The 16,545-nt window shown below is 53.1% G+C and carries 14 protein-coding genes; 9 read left to right on the top strand and 5 right to left on the bottom strand.

From position 1 onward, the window contains the following. The first annotated feature begins 19 nt into the window (after positions 1–19). From wecB to GT3570_RS15410, 6 genes are read left to right on the top strand one after another with little or no spacing between them, the layout of a single operon-like run. Positions 20–1,078 carry a non-hydrolyzing UDP-N-acetylglucosamine 2-epimerase gene (wecB, locus tag GT3570_RS15435; protein ID WP_011232632.1) on the top strand — a complete coding sequence of 353 codons (1,059 nt, stop codon included), beginning with the start codon at positions 20–22 and terminating at the stop codon, positions 1,076–1,078. 12 nt (positions 1,079–1,090) lie between these two features. Further along, complete coding sequence (locus GT3570_RS15430; RefSeq protein WP_021321964.1) at positions 1,091–2,479, top strand: O-antigen polymerase; 1,389 nt, start codon at positions 1,091–1,093, stop codon at positions 2,477–2,479. Continuing rightward, complete coding sequence (locus tag GT3570_RS15425; RefSeq protein ID WP_014196796.1) at positions 2,480–3,595, top strand: glycosyltransferase; 1,116 nt, start codon at positions 2,480–2,482, stop codon at positions 3,593–3,595. Next, positions 3,592–4,674, top strand: coding sequence for a glycosyltransferase (locus tag GT3570_RS15420; protein ID WP_014196795.1), 1,083 nt, complete (start codon positions 3,592–3,594; stop codon positions 4,672–4,674). Before GT3570_RS15425 ends, GT3570_RS15420 begins: the two co-directional genes overlap by 4 nt. Beyond that, the gene (locus GT3570_RS15415) at positions 4,671–4,937 is read left to right on the top strand and encodes a hypothetical protein (protein WP_023633628.1); all 267 of its coding nucleotides are present in this window, start codon (positions 4,671–4,673) and stop codon (positions 4,935–4,937) included. Before GT3570_RS15420 ends, GT3570_RS15415 begins: the two co-directional genes overlap by 4 nt. After that, entirely contained in the window at positions 4,934–6,190 is a 1,257-nt protein-coding gene (locus tag GT3570_RS15410; protein WP_011232627.1) for a glycosyltransferase family 4 protein, read from the top strand. Before GT3570_RS15415 ends, GT3570_RS15410 begins: the two co-directional genes overlap by 4 nt. Before the next feature lie 144 nt (positions 6,191–6,334). Here GT3570_RS15410 and GT3570_RS15405 read toward each other — a convergent pair whose 3' ends face one another. The 5 genes from GT3570_RS15405 to GT3570_RS15385 form a co-directional block, all read right to left on the bottom strand. Next, positions 6,335–7,669, bottom strand: coding sequence for a SpoIID/LytB domain-containing protein (locus GT3570_RS15405; protein WP_014196793.1), 1,335 nt, complete (start codon positions 7,667–7,669; stop codon positions 6,335–6,337). 3 nt (positions 7,670–7,672) lie between these two features. Then, entirely contained in the window at positions 7,673–8,350 is a 678-nt protein-coding gene (locus GT3570_RS15400) for an SH3 domain-containing protein (protein ID WP_031212437.1), read from the bottom strand. Between the two features lie 217 nt (positions 8,351–8,567). Continuing rightward, on the bottom strand, positions 8,568–11,015 hold the full coding sequence (locus GT3570_RS15395) for an SH3 domain-containing protein (protein ID WP_023633630.1): 2,448 nt from the start codon (positions 11,013–11,015) through the stop codon (positions 8,568–8,570). Between the two features lie 241 nt (positions 11,016–11,256). Beyond that, the gene (locus tag GT3570_RS15390) at positions 11,257–12,264 is read right to left on the bottom strand and encodes an LCP family protein (RefSeq protein WP_062898968.1); all 1,008 of its coding nucleotides are present in this window, start codon (positions 12,262–12,264) and stop codon (positions 11,257–11,259) included. Positions 12,265–12,296: 32 nt separating this feature from the next. Continuing rightward, positions 12,297–12,938: a YigZ family protein gene (locus tag GT3570_RS15385; RefSeq protein ID WP_014196788.1), complete on the bottom strand. Its 642-nt coding sequence runs from the start codon at positions 12,936–12,938 to the stop codon at positions 12,297–12,299. Between the two features lie 219 nt (positions 12,939–13,157). Here GT3570_RS15385 and GT3570_RS15380 point away from each other — a divergent pair, with 219 nt between their 5' ends. The 3 genes from GT3570_RS15380 to GT3570_RS15370 all read left to right on the top strand — a co-directional run bounded on the left by GT3570_RS15380 (position 13,158) and on the right by GT3570_RS15370 (position 16,111). Then, a complete protein-coding gene (locus tag GT3570_RS15380) occupies positions 13,158–14,339 on the top strand; it encodes a sensor histidine kinase (RefSeq protein ID WP_023633632.1) in 1,182 nt (393 codons plus the stop codon). Then, entirely contained in the window at positions 14,336–15,010 is a 675-nt protein-coding gene (locus GT3570_RS15375; RefSeq protein WP_020278885.1) for a response regulator, read from the top strand. Before GT3570_RS15380 ends, GT3570_RS15375 begins: the two co-directional genes overlap by 4 nt. Positions 15,011–15,265: 255 nt before the next feature. Next, entirely contained in the window at positions 15,266–16,111 is an 846-nt protein-coding gene (locus tag GT3570_RS15370) for a DegV family protein (protein WP_011232619.1), read from the top strand. Positions 16,112–16,545 lie beyond the last annotated feature (434 nt).

The following is a 16,545-nucleotide window of genomic DNA, read 5'->3' as shown; positions in this document are numbered from 1 at the left end:
GATCTAGGAGGTGTTTCGGATGAAAATCGCCACCGTGTTAGGCGCCAGACCGCAGTTTATCAAGGCTGCCCCCGTCTCGCGCGTCTTGCGAAAACAATATACCGAAGTGCTGATCCATACCGGGCAGCACTATGACCCGAATATGTCGGCCATTTTTTTTGAGGAGTTGAATATTCCGACGCCTGACTACTATCTTGGGGTGGGTTCAGGCAGCCATGGAAAGCAAACGGGCGAAATGCTGATGAAAATTGAAGAAATTGTCATGCAAGAAAAACCGGATTATGTGCTCGTCTATGGCGATACGAACTCGACGCTCGCCGGCGCGTTGGTCGCTTCGAAGTTGCACATTCCGGTCATCCACGTCGAAGCCGGGCTGCGCAGCTTCAACAAGCAGATGCCGGAAGAAATCAACCGCATCATGACCGATCATGTCTCCGAGCTCTTATTTTGTCCAACGGAGACGGCCGTGGAAAATTTACGAAAAGAAAATATTACGCGAAACGTCTGGAATGTCGGCGACGTCATGTATGACGCCATTTTGTACAACAAGGAGCTCGCACAGCGCCAATCGACGATTTTGGCTGATTTGTCGCTGGCGGAACAATCCTACTACTTGATTACCATTCACCGAGCGGAAAATACCGATGACCCCGACAAATTGAAAGCCATTTTGGCTGCTTTTGCGGACATCGACGGGACGAAAGTGTGGCCGATTCATCCGCGGACGCGGCATAAGCTTGAAGAGTACGGCTTGGACGCTTCGGCGATTCCAGGGCTTCGGCTGATCGATCCGGTCGGTTATTTGGACATGCTTCGGCTAGAGAGCGGCGCGAAAAAAATCATCACCGATTCAGGCGGCGTGCAAAAGGAGGCGTATTTCTTGCGCGTGCCTTGCGTGACGGTGCGCGAACAAACCGAATGGGTGGAAACGCTCAAAGGCGGGGCGAACATCTTAACCGGCACGGACCGCGAGAAGATCGTCGCGGCGGTCCACAAGGAAGTCGCCCCTGTTTATGCGGACGTCTTTGGCGATGGGCATGCGGCGGAGAAAATCGTGGCGGCGATCGGACAGCGATAAGGGTGCGTCGGCATGTTGGACGTGTTGATCTGGTTGATTGTTCTTGTCGCCTCCACCTTGATGTTTCGCTATGCAGCGGGGACGCTTTCATGGACGGCGCCGAATCTCGTGTCGATTGTGTACTATTACTCGTTCCTTCTGTCGAGCTTCATCGGCGCGCTGCTGATCGCATTGGGAATGGATGATTACTACATGATTCGCAAGTTGTTTCGGCCCGAGGAATACCGGCAGATCGGGTTTTTCGTCGTCAGCTTCGTTATGATCGTGTTCCCGCTGTCGATGGTGGTCGTTTCAAGGCTGTGCGGATTTGAAGCCAGGCAGGAGTTTCGCGCCTATTTGCAAAAGCCGCTTTCCCCGTTGGCCGGAGCGACGGGCAGCCAAGTGTTTTATGCGTTTTTGGCGCTGTCGCTGCTCAGTTTTGCCGCCATTGCGTATATGATTTGGAAAACGCCGACGATTCCGGTGTTTGCGCTCTTGACAGGGACGGATGAGAGCTTGGCTGCGTTGCGCATTGAGGCGTCGCGCCATTTTGCCGGAAACGTGCTCGTTCGCAATATTTTTGCCATTACGCTCACGCCGCTTTTGTCGTTTATCGCTTATTTGTTTGCCGAGCTGACGCACGAGTGGCGGTGGAAGCTGCTGTTTATCTGTCTGTTTGTCGGGGCGGTGTTCGTCAATGTGTATGATTTGGCCAAATCGCCGATTTTCTTTTATGTGATGATGTTTTTCCTCATTCGCATTTACATTGGAAAAACAAGGCTGTCGGCGGTGAAACTGGCGCTGTATGGGGGAGTGGGGGCGGCGGTGCTCGTCGGCATGTACATCGTCATTCAAGGGGTGCAAGATGCCACGACCTTTTTGTCTTACAACAAGGGCCCGATCGGCCGCATGATTTTGGCGCAAATCGCGCCGACGTTTCTTCATTTGAATTTGTTCGGCGAAGCGCTGCCATTTCTTTATGGAAAAAGCTTGCCCTCGATTTTAACAGGGTTGTTTGACGTCGAGAACGTCCGCTCCGCCCGCCTCGTGATGGCGCACGTGTTCCCGGAGCGGATCGAGGATGGAACGGGAGGGGTGCTCAATACGCTCTTTGTCGCTGAGGCGTATGCGAACTTTGGCTACGTTGGAATCGTCATCGGCACGCTGTATGTCGGTGTCGTGACGCAGCTGTTGTACATTGGGTTTCTACGGCTGCCAAAAAATCCTTTGTTTTTAAGTTTGTTCGTTTATTTTTCCATTAACATCCCCCGCACGCTCGTCGGTGGGTTCACCGATTTTTTGTTCAATCCGACCTGGGTGCTGCTCGTGGCGTTGTTTGGCGGAATGGCGTTATGGCTGCGGGTGCAGGGGGATTTACGGGCATGGTTTGCAACGAAAAGGCGAATCACTGATGAGGGATGAATGATGAAAACCGTATTGATTTATTACCCGTTTTCACTCGCCGCGGAACGAAACAGCGGGTCAAAGCTGCGGCCGTATGAAATGCATCAGGCGTTTTTGCGCTGGGGAGCGAAAGAGGGAGTGGACGTTCTTCTGATCGCCGGCACGTCAGCCGAGCGGGAGAAGCAATTTCAAGAGCTCCGCAGCCAAGGCAAGCTCGATGATGTCTGGTTTTGCTATATGGAAAACCAGACGATTCCGCTTTGGCTCACTGACCCAGGACACCGGCCGCAACGTCCGTTCGTCGACCGGGACGTTCTCCGCTACTTGAAAGCCCGCAACGTTCCGATCGGCGTCTTTTACCGCGACGTCTATTGGAAGTTTCCTGATTTGTATCCGCTCCGCGGTTGGAAAAAAGCGGCCATGCAAATGATGTACCGTTGGGAAGAACGGTTTTACGAGCGGTACTGCGATGTCATCTTTTTGCCGAGCCTCGAAATGGGAACATATGTCGCGATCCGCCGCCCGATGGTCGATTTGCCGCCGGGTGGGAAGCAAAAGCCGTTTCAGCGGTTCGGGACGGCGAAACAGCCGCTGAATGCCATTTATGTTGGCGGCATCAACAATGCCGACTATGGGCTTTTGCTCCTGCTCGAGGCGATTCGCTTGGCAAACCGCCGCAAGCCGCTTGTTTCGCTCACCGTCGTCTGCCGAAAAGACGAGTACGAGCGGCAGCCGCTTGCGGTGAAAGAAGAGCTTGCCGCCTTGCAAGTGCGCGTCGAGCACGTCAGCGGCGAAGCGCTCGACCGTTTGTATGCGGAGATGGATTTCGCCTTCATCCCGCGGCGGCGGAGCGAGTACAATGATTTTTCCGTTCCCGTCAAGCTGGTTGACTATCTGTCGAGCGGCCTGCCGATTGTCGCCACCGCTTGCTCAGCGCAAAAGCGGTTGATTGAAGCGGATGGGTACGGCGTCATTTGCGACGACAACCCGTCGTCGATGGCAGAAGCGATCGCCAAGATGGCGGACATGCTCGAGGAGTGCCGCTTGCGCATTGAGCAGACGTTTATGGCGAAACATTCGTGGGAAGCGAGAGTGGAAAAGGTGAAAGAAACGTTGGTGGGGGGCCTCCGATGAAAGTCGCCTTATTGGCTCCAAGCAAATCGATCCATACGCATAAGTGGGCCCGCTTTTACCAAACGCAAGGCATCGATGTGAAAGTCGTGACGTTTAAAGACCATTACGGGCCGGAGCAAGCGAAAGAAGTCGAGACAGTCGTGCTGCCGAAATGGCTGCCGGGGAAGTTGTCGTATTTTTCCACTGTCTTTTCATTAAAGCGGCTGCTCGCTTCGTTTCGACCAGATATTTTGCACGCCCATTATGCCTCCAGCTACGGGTTGATCGGGGCGCTTGCGGGGTATCATCCGTTTTACGTCTCCGTCTGGGGGCGCGACGTGTATCAGTTTCCGAATGCCAATCGTTGGAACCGACGGATGCTTGAATATACATTCCAGCGTGCGGATGTCATTTGTTCGACAAGCCGTGTGATGGCGAAAGAAACCGGAAAGTATACGGACAAACCGATCGAAGTGACGCCGTTTGGTGTTGATGTCGCCCGCTTCAAACCGTTGCCGAAACAGCCGAAACGGACCGTGACGATCGGCACGGTGAAAGCTCTTTCCGACAAGTACGGGATCGCCGATTTGATTCGGGCGTTTGCCATTGTGCACGAGCGGCATCCGCAAACGGAGCTGTTGATCGTCGGCGACGGGCCGCAGCGGAGTGAATATGAGGAGCTGTGCGCCCGCCTCGGCATCCAATCCGTGACGACGTTTGCCGGCAAAGTTCCGAACGAACAAGTGCCGCTGTATATCAATCAAATGGATATTTTCGCCGTGCCTTCGACTGAAGACAGCGAAAGTTTTGGCGTTGCCGCCGTCGAGGCGATGGCGTGCGGCGTTCCCGTTGTCGTCTCCAACGTCGGCGGGCTGCCGGAAGTCGTCCGTGAGGGAACAACGGGGTTGATCGTGCCGAAAAACAGTCCGGAAAAGCTGGCGGAGGCGTTCGAACGGCTGCTGCTTGATGAGAGGCTGCGGCAACGAATGGGGGAAAACGGTGTCAACCATGTCCATGAACATTACGATTGGACGGAAAATGCGATGCGCATGATCCGATTGTATGAGCAAACGTTGAAAGGCGGTGGAGGGAGTCGATGAGGAACAAAGCCGTCATATCAGCCGCCGCGGTTGGTGCTCGTTTGTTGCCGAAAGCGGAGGCTAAGTCGCGAAGCCGGCGGCTTTCCGTTGGCAAGCTCATGATGACCGTCGGTTCGCGGCAACGATTATACATCCAAGGACAGCGGGACGATGTCAGGGGGGCGTTTCCCCTTTTCCACGCCTCGTTTGCGCTCGCCTCTTGGCGCTCGAAATGGAACGTTCGTTTGCGATTTTTTGGGAAAGTGGTGTGGAGCGGGCCATGAGGATCATTTACCTATGCCAACACTTCCCGCCGGAAACAGGCGCACCGCAAATTCGTGTGTATGAGGTGAGCAAGGAGCTGATCAAACGGGGGCATCAAGTGGAAGTGCTCACGGCGTTCCCGCATCACCCGCACGGCGTCATCCCCAAGCCATACCGCGGCCTGTTTTATTTGTTCGAACAATGGGACGGCATTCCCGTTCATCGGACATGGATTTATCCGTCGCCAAAGGGGAGCTTTTGGAAACGGCTCGCTTCGTATTTTTCGTTTACGTTCAGCTCGTTTTATTCGCTGCTTGTGAAAGCGAAGCCGACGGATGTGATCATTTGCAATTCCCCGCCGTTGTTTTTAGGGATCACCGGGTACGTGGGCGCGAAGTTGAAACGGGCGAAGTTTGTTTTCAACGTCGCCGACATTTGGCCGGAATCGGCCGTTGAGCTCGGCATTTTGAAAAATCGGCTGTTCATCCGAATGGCGAGATGGCTCGAGCTGTTTTTATACCGGAAGGCGTGGAAAATCGCCGCCGCGACGGAAGGCATTCGCGATTATATGATTGAGCAAGGGAAGGCGCCCGAGGATGTCTTTTTATTGCCGAACGGCGTCAACACGGATGTGTTTCGCCCGCTGCCGAAAAACAAGAAGCTGCTTGCGGAATTAGGGCTCGAAGGAAAAGTGGTGTTTACGTACGCCGGAACGATGGGATACGCCCAAGGGCTCGATTCGGTGCTGCGGGCGGCGGCCATCGTCAAAGCAAAAGATGAACGGGCGCATTTCCTGTTTGTCGGCGACGGCCAAGAGCGAGAAAAGCTGATGGCGTTAAAAGAAGAGCTCGGCCTTGACAATGTGACGTTTTACGGATCCGTTCCGGTTGAGAAGATGCCGGAGATTTTCTCCATCACCGATTACAGCATCGTTTCGCTGCGCAACATCGATTTGTTTAAAGGGGCAAGGCCGTCGAAAATTTTCCCGGCGATCGCCACCGGAACCCCGGTGCTGTATTGCGGCGAAGGGGAGAGCGCTGAGATTTTAGAAACATATCATTGCGGGAAAATCGCTCCTCCAGAAAATCCTGAACAGATCGCTGCAGCGGTTCTCGAGTTGCTTTGCCTTCCGAGCGAGGAATACGAAAAGATGGCGGAAAATGGGCGCAAGTTGGCGGTGGAGCAATACTCATGGATTCGCATTGTCGACGATTTGCTTCACGCCCTTGGCGATGAAACAAAACGCGAATCCGTTTGGCCGACGGAACAATAAAAAAGAAAAGGGTGTCCCGCTCATAAGCAGGATGCCCTTTCCTTTATGTGAAAAGCGGCTATGTTTCCATTTGGAAAGATATTTTCCGACCGCGTCGGGAGTGTTGGAATGCGAGTGATGTTTTCCTTCACAATCGTCATGCTTTCACTCGAACGAGACTTCCGCCCCGCGGAAGTAATGCTCTAAAATTTGCTCCGCCGTCCATCCACGCTCGGCAAATGCTTTTGCTCCGTATTGGCTCATGCCGATCCGGTGCCCCCATCCTTTTCCAGTGACAGTGATCGAGCTAACCCCTGACGGCGAGGCGGAAAGCGGCACGATGCCATCCGTTGTTTGCACCTTGATTCCTTCGACGCCGGCGAGCGAAACCGTTCCGTTCCCTGTTTGGACGGAGTAAGATGACAAGGAAGAGGCGGCGATGTTGCCGCTGGCCGTTTGAATCGACACGGATGGACCGCTTTTTTGCACTTGAATGTCAAACCAGTTGGACGGCAAGATGCCGTAAAATTGATTGCCGTCTAGCGGGAACAGTTTGCGGATGGTCGTTTCATTGCCTTTCACCGTTTTTTCGCCTGCCGAGGTTTCAATCGTGACGGCACCCACTTCTCCGTTCGCGCCGGTTTTGGCGATCGAGACGTCGTATAAAACAACCGATGGATCGGTGAACCCGAACGAACGCAGCAGCACAGCTGGGGAGAAGATGAATGACCATCGGCTGTACGGCGATGATTCATACGGGTCATCGACGCTCGCCAAATATGGGTAGGCGGTTTGCGACGAGTTCCAGACGTCGCTTACATTGGCGGTTCTGCCGCCGCTTGTCGAGTGGTAATACGTTTCAATGATACTGCCATTATATTTCAGATACAATCCTCTTGTTGCATCCACTGCCGCGTTCGATCGTGGAGATTCTCCATCATATCCTTTATACGTCTGTGTGTTTGGATTGGTCGTCAAACTTGTTTTATGTTTATAGGCATAGTTTCGGGCCGCAATGGCTTGCGCCTTCAGCGCTTCGAGCGGCCAAGAGGCGGGCATCTCGCTCGGCACGACTCCTTTTAAATAATCTTCCATATCTAAAATATTGACAGCATACAAGACGTTGCTTTGCCGGCGAATGTCGACGCTGCCGCGATAACGGGTTTGATTCACTTTCACAAGCGACAACGGCGCAGCGCCGATCGTTTCTTGAATGGTAAATCCGGTGCTTGAAAAATCCGTCTTTCCATTGTACGTGACAAACACGGTCGAAGAGGAAGACTGAAATGTCAGATTTGTCCCGCTTGGCAGCGGGGTGATCGTCAACGTCTCTTTATTGACGATTTGATAGTTTCCTTCGACGGCGACTGTCACCGATGTCCCTTTATATAAAAGGACTTGCACGGGATTGTTGTACGTTTTCACCCCAGCGGCGTTCGACGCGGAAGGAGAGACGATGAGCAAAAACAGGCCGACGGCCAACCACGCCAATTTTTTCACCGTCTACTTCACCTCACCAAATTCAGCGGCCATCCAACCCCGACGCCCATCAGACAGTTGCACGTTGTACCATTTCTCCCCTTTGCTGTTGGTAAACGGCTGAATATAGACCATCTCTGTCCCTTTTGGAACGGTCGCAATAATCGGATAAGAAGTCGTCGCTCCTTTTCGAATATTGACCGCGGCCGTGGCGATGACGTGCTTGGTGCTGTCGCTGCTGACGGCGGATGTCGAGACATCGCCGGAATAAATCCAACCTTTCAACGATGAGGAGAGGATGATGTTGTACCACAATCCTTGGGAAGTAAGGTGCGCCCCGACCACTTGCAGTGAAGCCCCTGCCTGTTTATAAGTGATGACGCGGTAGCTCGTTGACGCTCCGCTGCGGACGGCCGCATTGTTTTTCACTACATAGACGACAGAAGGCAAAGAAGGCGAAGCGGGTTTGCTGGCAAGTTGTTGTTGAAGTTGTTGAATTTGTTGTTGCTGGGCGGCCAGTTGTGCTTTCAGGTTGGCAATGTCGTTTTTCATCGGGTTGAGCTGGGAAGTCACCCAGTCGACGCTCGCTAACACGACTTCTTCCGATGCTTTCATCGCCGATGGCGTAAACAAGAGGGCGCCTGCCGTCATTCCGAACGCCAGGCTGGCAGCAACGGCCCATTTGGCTTTTCGTTTCATCATGTTCATCTCCCCCGTTTTTGGATATGGAAAGAAAGGAGAATAATAGCTTTCCTAAAAGGCCGGTGAAAAACAACGGATTCGCTCGGTTCATGAGGAATCGCAAGGAATGAAAACGCGATGCTGCCATGTTTCTCAGTTTGACGAACTCCGTCGTAAAGCTTTGCAATCCGTTGCATTACCGGCCTTCTCATGCTATTATTCTCCGAACGCGAACAAACTAGAATTGGCTGAAATACTCTTCCAGTCCTTCGCGAATGCCGACGGCCGCTTTTTGGCGGAACGCTTTCGTTTTGAGCAGCGCCTCTTCATTTGGATTGGAGATGAAGGCGAGCTCAACGAGAATGCTCGGCAGCTCGTTTTTCCGGTTGACGTAAAAGTCTTGCGTTTTATGGCCGCGGTCATATGTTCCGAGCTGTTGGACAAGATGTTTTTGCACGATGGCGGCCAACTGCTCGCTTTTTGGCCCATTGAAGTTGCTCGATACGTTGTAGTACGTTGTCGTTCCGCGAGATGTCCGCGAGTACGAGTCGGCGTGAATGCTGATAAAGGCGTCGTAGTCGGAACTGTTGGCGATCCATGTCCGTTCAGACAGCTCCAAAAAGATGTCGGTGCTTCGCGTCAATTTCACGATCGCTCCGGCCCGCTCCAATTCTTCTTTTAGCAATAAGGCGGTGTCGAGAGTAATATCTTTTTCCCGCGTGCCGCCAGGGCCGATCGCCCCGGTGTCGTGCGCCCCATGCCCTGCGTCAATGATGATTTTTTTGCCCTTGAGTCCGGTCTCGAGAATTTTCAGCGCCAATCGGTCGCTGTAATGGCGAAGGGTGAACGTGTACCCCGGTTCAAAGGTGATGAGCAGGCTGCTGCCGTTCCACTCCACCGTTTGTATGCCTGGAATGTCGGTCGACGGGACTTCAGCGTAGGAAAACGAGCCGGTGATTTTCAGACGATTGCCCGGCAACAACGAATAGGAGACGCGGAAATTAGAAGTTTTTTTCCACGTCAAATAGGCATCTTCGTTGATGGTCGAAAACGTCGGTTCAACGAGACTATTTAAGGCGACGGTAGAGGTGCTTGATTCCTCCACCCATCCGCGGACGCCATTGGATGTTTCGACATTCAGCCATCCATGATATTCGTAAAGGACAGCAAGCCGCTCATTCGCTGCCAACGCCTTCAACGATTGATAGTTCGAAGATGCACCTCGGCGCAGCGGAGTGCCCGCCTGTTTGACGTATACGTAGGATGGGGCTTTTACTTCAAACACCGGCATCCATCCCGTTTTCCCCGATGCAGAGGTGACTTGCACCCAGTCGAACGGAGATGCTTCTGTCGTCTTCAAAACCGTGACCGTTCGGTTTTTCGCAATCCGCTCGATGACGGCGGCGCTCAACGAAGGTTCGGCAAACAGCGCCGCATTAGCGGTTGTCACCTGCTTTTGCATCCCCTGGCTGGCTGGTGGGGAAAGGTAGGATTTGGTTACGACCGTCTCGTGCACCCAGCCGAGCGTTTTTCCATTGAGGGACACTTTGTACCAAAGCGCTCCCGACGCATCTTTGGCGCTTGACAGGCTGTTCAGTTTGGTTCCTTTTTTCAGTTGGGTGACGACTTTTGCTTTTAAAGATGGAGCTTGCCGCACATTGGCGACCGAAACGCTGACCGTCAGCGGCTGGCCTGAGACGCTGGACGTATCCGAGACACCGCTTGGAACCGACATGGTTGATGACATCGTCAACACTTTTTCCGACACCCATCCCCGGACATGTCCGAGATCAACGCGGCACCAAAGTTCCTGACCATTTGTGACGAACAAATCGATCACTTTGACAGATTGACCGCGTGACACTGTGGCGACGGCGCGGTAATGGACGCTCGCCCCGCGGCGAACCGGGGAGGACTGCACAACGTTCATGAATGTCGGCAAAAGTGTCGGAAGCTGTTTGGGTATGTAGATCTGTTCCGTTTTCACCCATCCTTTGACTCCCGCCCACTCCGCACGCACATACTGTTCCCCGAGCGAATTGGTGAACTCGGCAATGATGGAGACGACATCGCCGTTAGACAGTGTTTTGACGACCGGATAGTAAGGGGATGCCCCCTTGCGCATCGCGATGTCGTTGGCGGCGATCACCGCACGCTTTCCGACGAGCATGGAAGGCGGTTGGTTGGAAAAGCTGTCCGCACGCGTCCAGCCGGTGACGCCTCCGTACTCGATGCGGTACCACGTTTCACCATAGGCATTTTGAAACTCGTCTATGACTTTCACTTGTTGGCCAGCGGGAATCGAACCAACGGACCGATATGAATCGGTTGCCCCTCTTCTCAGCAACGAGTCTTGCTTGGCGAACATCACGTTAGGGAAGGCGGAAGAGACATGCGCTTCAGAAAAGTCGTCTGCCCGCGCCCAGCCCGTGATGCCCTTATATTCGATGCGATACCACGTTTCGCCAGCAGCGTTTTGGAACTTGTCGATGACCTTTACTTGTTGGCCAGCGGAAATGGATTCGACGATTTGATAGGAATCCGTCGCTCCTCTCCTCAGCAAAGCGTTATGCTCAGCGACCATGAGTGTCGGTGAGGATGAGGACGGACTTCCATCGGCGGCCAAGGCGGCCGACGGCCACAGCGGGCAAGTCGCCAACAAGACGGAAAGAAGCGTTTTTTTCAAGGATTCGATCCCCCCTTTTTTCTCAAGTTTGCGTTTTCTATACTATCATAGCGAATTTTGCCGTTTTATCCAACCCGAATTCAGTCCTATTATGAGAAAAAATGAAAAGTTTTGTTGAAAAAGAGAGAAAAAAAGCAGAGGACATGAAAAGTTGTGTTCTTTCATCATCATTGCGGCATGATATACGCTGTAAATGGAAAAAGGCGCCCCATTGCTTTTGGGAGCACCTTCTTTGTGATCGTTAATTTTGGCTTTGTGTGGATGGTGAATCGCTGCGCGTGAGGGAGGCGTTGGACGTCTCGAGCGCTTGCCGCAGCGTTTCATTGATTGAGCTGACCGATTGCTCGTCGGGGATGTAGTAGTACACGCCGTTGATCGTTTCGTCGTATCCTTTCAAATGCAAATTTTCTACATCCGCGTTTTTCATTTTTTGATAGACATAGATGAACGACAACAAATCGGACGGAGGGATGTTCGTCCGCACGTGATCCCCTAAATCGGCGATGACGTCATCCAGCTTCGGCAGCGAGGTGATGGACGTGCTTTTGTCAATAATGGCGCGAATGACTTGTTTTTGCCGCTCGTTTCGGCCAAAATCGCCGCGGGGGTCCGATTTTCTCATGCGCACATAGGCGAGCGCTTCATTGCCGTTCAACTCTTGTTTGCCTTTATGGAACGTATGCCATTTGAGGGAGCCGGTCAGTTGGGCTTTGAATGTGAACGGAACATCCACCGTGACGCCGCCTAAGGAATCGACAATTTTCTGGAACCCGTCAAAATCGGTTGTCACGTAATAGTCAATCGGTACATCGATCAGCTCATTGACGGCTGCAATTGTCGATTGAATGCCGCCATGACTGTAAGAATGGGTGATTTTGTCTTTCCGCCCTTCGCTCGGGATGTAAACGCGCGTGTCGCGCGGAATGCTCAACAAATACACTTTGTTCGTCTTCGGATTGACGGTCAAAAGCATGACGACATCAGACCGCCCCTCCTCGTCGTGGTACTGGTTTTCCACTCCGACTAACAGAACGGTAAATGGGTCTTTGCGCATCTCAATGTTTCTTGCCGGCTTGCCTGATGGATCAAGCGCTTGATAAATTTTGCTTGACGCCTGTTTCGTCTCGGAGTAAATATTGTAGCCAAAGGCGCCGACACCCCCGAGCAAAAGAAGAAACACGAGCAAAAATAATCGGCGGAGCCGCTTTTTTTTCTTTCGCTTTTTCACCGTTTTTCTTGTATGATTCATCGTTTAACCCTTCTTTCCTTTACGGTGTCGTTTTAGGAAGACGGAAGCAACCGTTCGGCATACTCCATCGCTCCCGCCTGAATGTCCGCCCTTCCGTTTGTCAGTTCGGTCATCCACTCGCCGAACGAAGACTGGCCGTCCTCGGGAACGAGAACATCAAACGTGACGCGGTCGGCATATTGGATATTTTTAATAGTATATACGGAAGAGCGCAGCTCATTTTCCACCTTCCCAAGCCACGGGTAGTCGATCGTAACATGCATGACGCGCATGAGCCGACGCTCGACGATGCCGGCGGCGTTCAGCCCCTCGGAGACGGCGCGGCTGTAAGCGCGCACCAACCCGCCCGCGCCGAGCTTGATGCCGCCAAAGTAGCGGGTGACAACGGCGACGGTGTCTTTCACCCCTTTTTTCTTCAGCACCTCAAGCATGGGCACCCCTGCGGTGCCGCTCGGCTCGCCGTCATCGTTCGCTTTTTGGATTTGGTCATGCTCGCCGATCAAATAGGCGGAGCAGTTGTGGGTGGCATCCCAATGCTTCTTCTTGATTTGTTGAATAAAGGCGACGGCCTCTTCCTCGGTTTCAGCGCGATTGATATAGCAGATGAACCGTGATTTTTCGATCACGATCTCGCGTTCGCCGTATCCTTTGACCGTGTAATATGTTTGCAACAAAGCAAAACACCTCAACATACAAAAAACGCGAAAACGGTTTAATTTTGTTCATTTTTTTGCATGAATGGCTAGCGCTCTACTCTAATTATGGTAAACTGAAAATAAAAGAGCAATAGATAGGGCATGCTTTTATTATTATAAATCGACAACTTTTTTCCTTCAAACAAATTTTGCTGGCGCCCATGCGCACCGCTTGGCAGCGCTGTTGGAGGTTGGCAAATGGCTGAGGCAAAACAGTGGGACGTGAAGCAATTAGATCGGATTGTCGAAAAAATGATCGACACCGTTCAACACAGCAAAGACGAAATTTTCCGCATCGGGGAGCAGTCGCGTCAAGAGCACGACCATTTGCTTCGCGAACTCGAGGAGGTGAAGCAGCTGACCGTGCAGGCGATCGAAGAAGCGGATCAGCTGGAAATGAAGGCGCGTCAGGCGCGCCGCCGCCTGTCGGAAGTGAGTCAAAACTTTTCCACCCACTCGGAGCAAGATATTCGCGAGGCGTATGAAGCGGCGCATGAGTTGCATATGAAGCTGACGATGGTGCGCGAGCGGGAGAAACAGCTGCGGCTGCGCCGCGACGAGCTCGAGCGGAGATTGGCGAGCCTTGCGCAAATTATCGAACGCGCCGATTATTTAGTTGGACAAATTACGGTCGTGCTCCACTACTTAAACAGCGATTTCCGCCAGGTCGGCGAGCTTATTGAAGGAGCGAAGCAAAAGCAGGAATTTGGGCTGAAAATCATCGAAGCCCAGGAAGAAGAGCGGCGGCGGCTGTCGCGGGAAATCCATGACGGCCCGGCGCAGCTGCTCGCTCACGTCCTTCTTCGGTCTGATTTGGTCGAAAAGGTGATCAAAGAGCGAGGGACAGAGGCGGCGATCGCCGAGATTCGTGATTTTCGCAAAATGGTGCGTTCGGCTTTGTCCGAAGTGCGCCGCATCATTTACGATTTGCGGCCGATGGCGCTTGATGATTTAGGATTGGTTCCGACGCTAAAAAAATACTTGCAAACGACCGAAGAATATAACAAGGGAGTCCACATTTCCTTTGTACATATCGGCGAAGAAATTCGGCTGCCGTCGCGGATGGAGGCGGCCGTGTTTCGGCTTGTCCAAGAATCGGTGCAAAACGCCTTGAAGCATGCCGAAGCGCGCCATATCGACGTCAAAATGGAAGTGACGTGCCACCATCTGCTTGTCAGTGTCAAAGACGATGGCAAAGGATTTGATCCATCGGTCAAAAAAGAAAATGCGTTCGGCTTGATTGGAATGCGGGAGCGGGTGGAGCTGCTCGGCGGCACGCTCGACATCCGCTCAAAGATTGGCAGCGGAACGACCGTGTTCATTCGCGTTCCGCTCGACCGTTCGACTGACAAAACGAACAAGGAGGAAAGGAAACGATGAAAACACGCATCGCGATTATCGACGATCACCAGCTGTTTCGCGAGGGCATCAAGCGCATTTTGGAATTTGAGGGCGATTTTGAAGTCGTGGCGGAAGGAAGCGACGGAAGCGAAGCGCTTTCAATCGTCGAAACATACCGACCCGATTTGGTGCTGATGGACATTAACATGCCGGACATCAACGGCGTTGAGGCGACGAAACAGCTGATTGAAGCTTACCCTGATACGAAAGTCGTCGTGCTGTCGATTCATGACGATGAAAACTATGTCATGCGCGCCTTGCAGACGGGAGCGACCGGGTATTTGTTGAAGGAGATGGACGCCGATACACTCATTGAGGCGGTGAGAATCGTCGCGGAAGGCGGTTCGTACTTGCATCCGAAAGTGACGCACAACTTGATTCGCGAATACCGCCGATTGACGACGGAAAAAGGCGGCGCAGTGGTTAAGCAGGAGGTGCGCCGCCCGCTTCATTTGCTGACGCGGCGCGAGTGCGAAGTGCTGCAGCTGTTGGCTGACGGCAAAAGCAACCGCGCCATCGGCGAGGCGCTTTACATTAGCGAAAAAACGGTGAAAAACCATGTCAGCAGCATCCTGCAAAAGTTAAACGTCAACGACCGGACGCAAGCCGTTGTGGTTGCGATCAAAAACGGCTGGGTGGAAGTGCGCTAATGGCAATGCCCCCTTCGTTTCCGCCTATTGTCAGCGGATTGGATGGGCGTCTGGCGGCTGGTGTTGAGGGGATCGAGGCAGCGATGCTTCGTTGTTGGTGTGTCCGTGGTGAGGACAAGCTGTTTTGTAGTTGGCGGCAAGCGGCTTTGTTTAGGTCCTTGCGGTGCGCTATCCCCCATTTGGATTCGTAGTGGTGGGCGGTTTGTCTTTTTGGTATAATGGAAGAAAATTTGAAATCAGGAAGGAATGGCGTTCGTGAAAACGGCAATTGTCACCGACAGCACGGCCTACTTGCCGAAAGAGGTGCGCGAGAGGTTGGGCATTCGCCTGATTCCGCTCAGCGTCATTTTCGGGAATGAGACGTACCGCGAAGAGATTGATATGACGGCCGATGAATTTTTTGCCAAAATCAAGCAGCATCCGACGTTGCCGACGACGTCCCAACCGTCGGTCGGTGAGTTTGTTGACTTGTTCACCGCCATTCGCGAGGAAGGATACGAGGCGGTCGTCAGCATCCACCTCTCAAGCGGCATCAGCGGCACGTACCAAGGGGCGGTCACGGCAGGGACGATGGTGGACGGATTGCGTGTTTACGCATACGACTCGGAAATCAGCTGCATGGCACAAGGGTTTTATGCGATCGAAGCGGCGGAAATGGCGCAGGCGGGGAGGTCTCCTGAGGATATCATCGCTCGCTTGGATGAAATGAAACAAACGCTGCGCGCCTACTTTATGGTCGATGACTTGGCCCATCTGCAGCGGGGCGGACGGCTGACCGGGGCGCAGGCGTTCATCGGCGGCCTCTTGCAAATCAAGCCGCTTCTTCGCTTTGAAAACAAAGTGATCGTGCCGTTTGAAAAAATCCGCACGCGCAAAAAAGCGATCCACCGCATCGAAGAGCTGTTCGCCGAAGATGCGGAAAAGGGTGTGCCGCTCAAAGCCGCCATCATCCACGCCAACCAGCCCGATGAAGCGCACCGCTGGCGCGATGAGCTGTCCGCCCGCTATCCGCACGTCGAATTTTCGATCAGCTATTTTGGCCCCGTCATCGCCACGCACGTCGGCGAAGGCGCGCTCGGGTTGACGTGGTATCAGCCTTAAGCCGAGGCCGCAAAGCGCCGTCTCGAGGCTCTACAGCCAAGCGCAAGGCGGAACGGTGCGCTCCGCCTTGCACGGCGGCGGATTCTCGTTTCCGCTGTATGGTCGATCAAGATGTTTCCGTCTTCCCGTTTGGCGTTCATGGGACGAAATGATCCGAATGAGTTTTGGGCCATGTTGATGCTATTCATAGTGGATGCTATTTCATATAATGTTTTTATCGATTTCCTCATCCAACTTCAATGCGCTTGCCATTCTCCTTCGGCGGTATTCTCCATAACTGCCCGCAGTTGACGAATTCATCTGTGACAAACATAAGAGCGAGAAAACCTATTCCCTTTAGGTGTGGGGAATGTCAAATTCGTCAGCTGCATCGTCTTCTTCTCCTCTCTCCACTTTATGAAACGGGCGGAGATGTGGGGCTGGCCAAACTTGTC

Origin of the sequence: Geobacillus thermoleovorans, from assembly GCF_001610955.1 — a bacterium.
GTDB classification, from domain to species: Bacteria; Bacillota; Bacilli; order Bacillales; family Anoxybacillaceae; genus Geobacillus; species Geobacillus thermoleovorans.
The sequence above is the reverse complement of the archived record's forward strand: the minus strand, read 5'-3'. Positions and strand labels throughout refer to the sequence as shown.

Coding starts and splice junctions, on each gene's coding strand:
- GT3570_RS15375 (WP_020278885.1), top strand. CDS start 14,336: ATGAAAACACGCATCGCGATTATCGACGATCACCAGCTGTTTCGCGAG.
- GT3570_RS15420 (WP_014196795.1), top strand. CDS start 3,592: ATGAAAGTCGCCTTATTGGCTCCAAGCAAATCGATCCATACGCATAAG.
- GT3570_RS15415 (WP_023633628.1), top strand. CDS start 4,671: ATGAGGAACAAAGCCGTCATATCAGCCGCCGCGGTTGGTGCTCGTTTG.
- wecB (WP_011232632.1), top strand. CDS start 20: ATGAAAATCGCCACCGTGTTAGGCGCCAGACCGCAGTTTATCAAGGCT.
- GT3570_RS15410 (WP_011232627.1), top strand. CDS start 4,934: ATGAGGATCATTTACCTATGCCAACACTTCCCGCCGGAAACAGGCGCA.
- GT3570_RS15400 (WP_031212437.1), bottom strand. CDS start 8,350: ATGATGAAACGAAAAGCCAAATGGGCCGTTGCTGCCAGCCTGGCGTTC.
- GT3570_RS15390 (WP_062898968.1), bottom strand. CDS start 12,264: ATGAATCATACAAGAAAAACGGTGAAAAAGCGAAAGAAAAAAAAGCGG.
- GT3570_RS15425 (WP_014196796.1), top strand. CDS start 2,480: ATGATGAAAACCGTATTGATTTATTACCCGTTTTCACTCGCCGCGGAA.
- GT3570_RS15430 (WP_021321964.1), top strand. CDS start 1,091: ATGTTGGACGTGTTGATCTGGTTGATTGTTCTTGTCGCCTCCACCTTG.
- GT3570_RS15380 (WP_023633632.1), top strand. CDS start 13,158: ATGGCTGAGGCAAAACAGTGGGACGTGAAGCAATTAGATCGGATTGTC.